The sequence below is a fragment of the Janthinobacterium sp. 1L-D-8-B-C4 genome, assembly GCF_057291295.1.
Genome location: NZ_JBXAVX010000005.1, coordinates 357,513 through 364,434, shown reverse-complemented (window position 1 = coordinate 364,434; position 6,922 = coordinate 357,513). Strand labels below are relative to the sequence as shown.

5 protein-coding genes and 1 rRNA gene are annotated in these 6,922 nt (G+C 60.7%); 5 read left to right on the top strand and 1 reads right to left on the bottom strand.

Features of this window, described 5'->3' with window-relative positions:
- Positions 1-191: 191 nt before the first annotated feature.
- Positions 192-304 (top strand): 5S ribosomal RNA (gene rrf / locus AC0Z42_RS12120).
- A gap of 188 nt (positions 305-492) precedes the next feature.
- On the opposite strand, the gene uraH is transcribed toward rrf, so the two are convergent.
- Positions 493-846, bottom strand: a complete 354-nt coding sequence (uraH, locus tag AC0Z42_RS12115; protein ID WP_308922948.1) for a hydroxyisourate hydrolase — start codon at positions 844-846, stop codon at positions 493-495.
- A 113-nt stretch (positions 847-959) separates the two neighbouring features.
- Between uraH and puuE the strand changes: the two genes are divergently transcribed.
- The 4 genes from puuE to xdhC all read left to right on the top strand — a co-directional run bounded on the left by puuE (position 960) and on the right by xdhC (position 6,916).
- Complete coding sequence (gene puuE, locus AC0Z42_RS12110) at positions 960-1,913, top strand: allantoinase PuuE (RefSeq protein ID WP_485468464.1); 954 nt, start codon at positions 960-962, stop codon at positions 1,911-1,913.
- Between the two features lie 99 nt (positions 1,914-2,012).
- Positions 2,013-3,479: a xanthine dehydrogenase small subunit gene (xdhA, locus tag AC0Z42_RS12105; RefSeq protein WP_485468463.1), complete on the top strand. Its 1,467-nt coding sequence runs from the start codon at positions 2,013-2,015 to the stop codon at positions 3,477-3,479.
- A gap of 10 nt (positions 3,480-3,489) precedes the next feature.
- Positions 3,490-5,838, top strand: a complete 2,349-nt coding sequence (gene xdhB / locus AC0Z42_RS12100; RefSeq protein WP_485468462.1) for a xanthine dehydrogenase molybdopterin binding subunit — start codon at positions 3,490-3,492, stop codon at positions 5,836-5,838.
- Positions 5,839-5,848: 10 nt separating this feature from the next.
- Entirely contained in the window at positions 5,849-6,916 is a 1,068-nt protein-coding gene (gene xdhC, locus AC0Z42_RS12095) for a xanthine dehydrogenase accessory protein XdhC (protein ID WP_485468461.1), read from the top strand.
- Positions 6,917-6,922 lie beyond the last annotated feature (6 nt).

The following is a 6,922-nucleotide window of genomic DNA, read 5'->3' as shown; positions in this document are numbered from 1 at the left end:
AGTGCAGTAATGCATTAAGCTAACCAGTACTAATTGCCCGTACGGCTTGTCCCTATAACCTTAGCAGGTACAGAGGATAAGACGGTACAACGTTGCGTGTTTGTTGATACTACTATTCATTACCCAATCTTTGCTTCTTCCAGATTCAGGCTTTGTCGCTCCATCGAGGACAAACGCCAGTACAAGTTATGCCTGATGACCATAGCAAGTTGGTCCCACCCCTTCCCATCCCGAACAGGACCGTGAAACAACTTTGCGCCGATGATAGTGCTGCAACCAGTGTGAAAGTAGGTTATCGTCAGGCTTGTTATTCGTAGTAGAGAAAAACCCCGCTCAGAAATGAGCGGGGTTTTTTTTCGTCTGGTGGTTTTGCTGGTGCATGGGCCGCGGGTGGTGTCGGATTACGCTACGCTAATCCGACCTACGCAGCGATGTCGGTAGGTTGGATTAGCGCGCAGCGCGTAATCCAACAACATTGTTGGCCTAACAGGATCAACTCCCCCGATAAGTCGAATACGACCACGGCGACACCACCAGCGGCACATGATAGTTTTCATCGGTGTGGGCAATGCCGAAGGACAGCGTCACCAGGTCGATAAAGCGCGGCGAGGGCAATTGCACGCCCTGGGCCGCGAAGTAGTCGCCGGCGTTGAAGACCAGTTCATACTGGCCCGCTTTCATGGTGTCGCCTTCCAGCAAAGGCGTGCTGCAGCGGCCGTCCTGGTTGGTGACGTCCATCTTCAGCAGGACCTTGCCTTCGGGCGCCACCGAGAATAGCGCGACCTTGACGCCTGCGCCTGGCCGGCCGTGGGCGATGTCGAGTACATGCGTGCTGAGTTTTCCCATTTGCTATCCTATACGTTATCGGTGAATGTGCTTATCGCACAAATGATATACCTGTCGGCGCGCCTGGCTATATGATTGGGCATATATTTCACATTGTTCCCAAGGCGAGCCGCATGAGCACTTACGACAACTATCCACGCGATCTGATCGGCTATGGCCGCACGCCGCCTCATCCGCAGTGGCCGGGCCAGGCCCGCATTGCGTTGCAATTCGTGCTCAACTATGAAGAGGGGGCGGAAAACAGCGTGCTGCATGGCGATGCGGCATCGGAAACATTTCTATCGGAAATGATCGGTGCGGCGGCCTTTCCCACGCGCCACCTGAGCATGGAGTCCATCTATGAATACGGTTCGCGCGCGGGACTGTGGCGCTTGCTGCGCATGTTCGAAGAGCGGCGCTTGCCGCTGACGGTGTTTGGCGTGTCGATGGCCCTGAAACGCAACCCGGAAGCGGTGGCGGCGTTCCAGCAACTGGGGCACGAAATCGCCTGCCATGGCTTGCGCTGGATTTCATACCAGAACATGGACGAAGCGACCGAGCGCGAACATATGCGCGAGGCCGTACAGATCATCCGCGAACTGACAGGATCCGCCCCGCAAGGCTGGTACACGGGGCGCGATTCGCCGAATACGCGCAAACTGGTGGTGGAACACGGCGGCTTTCGCTACGACGCCGATTATTATGGCGACGACCTGCCGTTCTGGGAAAAAGTCGCTTGTACGGATGCTGCCGGCGCGCCGGCCTTGCAGCCGCAGCTGATCGTGCCGTACACGCTCGATACCAACGATATGCGTTTCGCCGCCATGCAGGGTTTTAATTCCGGTACGCAGTTTTTCGATTACCTGAAGGATGCCTTCGACGTGCTGTATGCGGAAGGCGATCCGAACGGACTGAACCAGCCGAAGATGCTGTCGGTGGGCCTGCATTGCCGGCTGGTGGGGCGGCCTGGCCGCGCGGCGGCGCTGGCGCGTTTTCTCGACTATGTGCAGGGCCATGAACAGGTGTGGATCACGCGCCGCATCGATATTGCCGAACACTGGCATGCAAAGCATCCCTATATCGGCTGAGGCTTATTGATATGGATAGATAAGTGAAATCACTCTTTGCATATAGTTGTCCGGTGTGCCGGTGTTAATCTGTACCACTAGGACTATACCGAGGCCAGCATGTCAGAACCGATCCGTTTTTATTACCGTGGCGCCGTGCAGGAAGTGCATGATGCCGCCCCGACGCAGACTGTATTGCAGCATCTGCGCGAGGACTTGCATTGCACCGGCACCAAGGAAGGCTGCGCCGAGGGCGATTGCGGCGCGTGCACGGTAGTGCTCGCCAGCCTCGTCGACGGCCAGGTGGAAATGAAAACCGTGAACGCCTGCATACAGCTGACGCCCACGCTCGATGGCAAGGCCTTGTTTTCCGTGGAAGACTTGCAACAGCCGGACGGCACCCTGCATCCGGTACAGCAGGCGATGGTGGAATGCCATGGCTCGCAATGCGGCTTTTGCACGCCCGGTTTCGTGATGTCGCTATGGGGCATGTACCTGAAAAAAGATGGCGCAGCGCCCACGCGCTGCGAGATCGACGATGGCCTGTCGGGCAATCTGTGCCGCTGTACTGGTTACCGCCCGATTATCGACGCGGCAAAACGCATGAGCGAATTGCCGAAAGTCGACTTTGACCGCGAGGCGCTGGCGCAGCAATTGCAGGCTTTGCAGCGCGACAGCCTGCATAGCTATGTTGCGCGTGGCCAGCAATTCCATGCGCCACGCACCTTGGACGAACTGGTGCAATTGCGTGCCGCCAAACCGCAAGCCACCTTGCTTGCCGGTTCCACCGATGTGGGGCTATGGGTGACCAAGCAAATGCGCGATCTCCCCGAGATCATTTACCTGGGTAATGTGGCTGCCCTGAAAACCATTGCCGTGCAAGATGGCATGCTGGAAATCGGCGCCGGCGCCAGCCTCAACGACGCCTATGCGGCGCTGTGCCAGCATTATCCCGACGAATTGTCCGAGCTGTGGCAGCGCTTTGCTTCCCTGCCGATTCGCAACGCCGGTACGCTGGGTGGCAATGTGGCCAACGGCTCGCCGATCGGTGATTCGATGCCGTGGCTGATTGCGCTCGGCACGCAGATTGTGTTGCGCAGCGGTAGCGGTCAGCGTACCCTGCCGCTGGAAGATTTTTACCTTGGCTATCAAAAGAAAGATCTGCGGCCCGACGAATTTGTCGAAGCGCTGCGCGTACCGCTGCCGCGCGCGCAAGTAAAGTTCCGCACTTATAAACTGGCGAAACGGTTTGACCAGGATATCTCGGCCGTGTGCGCCGCGTTTGCTTTCGAGCTTGACGGCGAGCGCATCGTCAACGCGCGCATCGTCTTTGGCGGCATGGCCGCCACGCCACAGCGCGCCTCGCAAACGGAAACGTTCTTGCGCAATCAAACATGGACGGAAGAGAACCTGGTGATCGCCATGGGCTTGCTGGCGGACGACTACGCGCCGCTGTCGGACATGCGGGCGTCGAACACTTATCGCATGACGACGGCGCAAAACCTGCTGCGCCGCTTCTGGCTGGAAACACGCCGCAGCGCGCCGCTGCTGCGTACCTCATTGAACGCCTACGCTTGCCGCGCCTGAAAGGACCAGCATGAACCATCCTGTCACGCCTGAACTGCAAGCGGCCGCCTGGGCCGCCGTCGGCAAATCGAGCCCGCATGAGTCGGCGCAACTGCATGTGCTGGGGCAAGCGACGTATACCGACGATATCGCCGAACTGCAGGGCACCTTGCACGCGGCGCTGGGCCTGTCGCAAAAACCGCATGCGCGCATTACCGCCATGGATTTATCAGCTGTGCGCGCCAGCGCCGGCGTCACCGCCGTGTTCACCGCGCAAGACATTCCGGGTACCAACGATTGCGGCCCGATCATCCATGACGACCCCATCCTGGCTGCCGAGCTGGTGCAGTACGTGGGCCAGCCGATCTTTATTGTTGTCGCCGATACGCACGACCACGCACGCCGCGCCGCGCGCCTGGCGCAGGTGACGTACGAAGAATTGCCGGCCATTATGACGCCGCAGGCGGCGAAAGCGGCGCAATCGTATGTGCTGCCGCCGATGCGCTTGAGCCGCGGCGATTATCAAGCGGCGTTCGAGCGCGCGCCGCATGTGGTCAAGGGACAGCTCTATGTCGGCGGACAGGAACAGTTTTACCTGGAAGGGCAGATTTCCTACGCTATCCCGAAAGAAGCGCAGGGCATGCTGGTGCTGTGTTCGACCCAGCACCCGAGCGAGATGCAGCATGTGGTGGCGCACGCGCTGGGCGTGCATTCGCATAACATCACGGTCGAATGCCGACGCATGGGCGGCGGCTTTGGCGGCAAGGAATCGCAGTCGGCACTGTGGGCGGCGGCCGCCTCGATTGCGGCGGCAAAACTCAAGCGCCCCGTGAAACTGCGCGCCGACCGCGACGATGACATGCTGGTGACCGGCAAGCGCCACTGCTTTTATTATGAATACGAAGTGGGCTATGACGAGAGTGGCAAGATACTGGCTGCCAGAGTCGACATGACCTCGCGCGCCGGCTATTCGGCCGACCTGTCCGGCCCGGTTGCCACGCGCGCCGTCTGCCATTTCGACAACACCTATTATTTGTCCGACGTCGATATCCGCGCCGCCTGCGGCAAGACCAATACGCAGTCGAACACGGCGTTTCGCGGTTTTGGCGGGCCGCAAGGCGCAATCGCCATCGAGTATGTGATCGATGAAATCGCGCGCCATCTGCAACGCGATGCACTTGACATCCGCCTGCTCAATTTCTATGGCCGCGATGGCAGCGAAGGGCGCAATGTCACGCCGTACGGCCAGGTCATCGTCGACAATGTGATCCATGAACTGGTGGCCGAACTGGAACAAACCAGCGACTACCGCGCGCGCCGCCTGGCCATCGATGCGTACAACGAAGCGAGCCCGGTGCTGAAAAAAGGCCTGGCCTTTACGCCGTTGAAATTCGGCATCGCCTTCAATGTCAGCCATTTGAACCAGGCTGGTGCGCTGGTGCACGTGTATGTCGATGGTTCCGTTCTGGTCAACCATGGCGGTACGGAAATGGGGCAGGGCATCAACACCAAGGTGATGCAGGTGGTGGCGCACGAGCTGGGCCTGGACCTGGAGCGGGTGCGGGCCACCGCCACCGATACCAGCAAGGTGTCCAATACCTCGGCCACGGCAGCTTCCACCGGCGCCGACCTGAACGGCAAGGCGGCGCAGGATGCGGCGCGCCAGATCCGCGAGCGCATGAGCGACTACGCCGTCAAACTGTATGGCGGCACGGCAGCGGACGTGCGCTTTTTCGACAACCATATCCACGTCAACGGCCATGTGCTGCCGTTTCCCGAGCTGGTGCAAAAAGCCTACCTGGCACGGGTGCAACTGTGGTCCGACGGTTTTTACGCCACGCCGGGCCTGCACTGGGATGCGAAAACCATGACCGGCCACCCGTTTTCGTATTACGCGTATGGCGCGGCGGTGGCCGAAGTGGTGGTCGATACTTTGACCGGCGAATGGAAGCTGCTGCGCGCCGATGCGCTGTACGACGCGGGCCAGTCGCTCAATCCGGCCATCGATATCGGCCAGGTGGAAGGCGCGTTTATCCAGGGCATGGGCTGGCTGACAACCGAAGAGCTGTGGTGGAATGGCGCCGGCAAGCTGATGACGCATGCGCCGTCGACCTATAAAATTCCCGGCATTTCCGATTGCCCCGACGACTTCCGCGTGCGGCTGTTCCAGAACCGCAATGTGGAAGACAGCATCCACCGCTCGAAAGCCGTTGGCGAGCCGCCGCTGCTGCTGCCTTTTTCCGTGTTCTTTGCGATCCGTGACGCCATTTCCAGCGTTGGCGGCCATTCCATACAGCCACCGCTGAATGCGCCGGCCACCAGCGAGGAAATCCTCAAGGCCGTGATGGCGGTGCAAGCCGCCTCCAGCCCGGCCGCCTGAGGAGCCGCAGATGAGCGACTGGCTGACGGCATTGCCTGATGAAAATACACCTTCGGTACTGGTGACGGTAGCCTTGGTCGAAGGCTCGGGTCCACGCGAGGCGGGTGCCAAGATGCGCGTCCACAACGAGGGCCAGCTGGACACCATTGGCGGTGGCCACCTGGAATTGCGCGCCGTGGAAATTGCCAAGACCATGTTGGCGACCGGCACCACGCAAGCGAAGCTGGAACGCTTTGCGCTGGGCCCCAGCCTGGGCCAGTGCTGCGGCGGCGTGGTGTGGCTGGCGTTCGAGCCAGTTGGCGACAATGTCGATGCCGTGTTGCACTGCTTGCGTGAACGGCGCCAGCAGGACAGCTGGCGCGTCATCGCGCTCGATGGCGAACCGGCATCGGGCCTGTTCGATGCCGATGGCGCATGGCTCGGCGGTACCGCCGGCCAGGCGCCCGCCAGCTTTTCGCGCGAGCGCGGCGCCCATGTGGCACAAGATGCAAGCGGCCGGCGCTGGCTGGTCGACCCATGCCTGGCGCCGCGCGCCCATCTGACCTTGTTCGGCGCCGGCCACGTGGGTGCGGCCATTGTGCGCGCACTGGCCCACTTGCCGTGCAATGTTAGCTGGGTCGATGAACGCGAAGACATGTTTCCGGCTAATTTACCCGATAATGTGCGCATCGCGGCCACCGATACGCCGGAAGAGTTTGTCGGCATGGCGCCGGCCGGCGGCAGTTTCCTCGTCATGACGCACAGCCATGCGCTGGACCAGCGCCTGACGGAAGCGATCATGGCGCGAGAGGACGCGGGCTGGTTTGGCCTGATCGGCTCGCATACGAAACGCAAGCAGTTCGAGCATCGGCTGCAGGCGAAGGGCGTACCAGATGAAAGGATTGCCGCCATGGTCTGCCCGATCGGCATGGCTGGCATTCGCAACAAGGCGCCGGCCGTGATCGCCGCTTCGGTGGCCTGTCAATTATTAATAGTGTGGGAGCAAGCCGCCAGCGCGGCCCTGGCCACGCCGCTGCGGCTGGTTCCTGCCAGTACGCCACCGCGCCGCGAATCGCGCGCCGCGCTTCACCAGTCATAGAAAGAA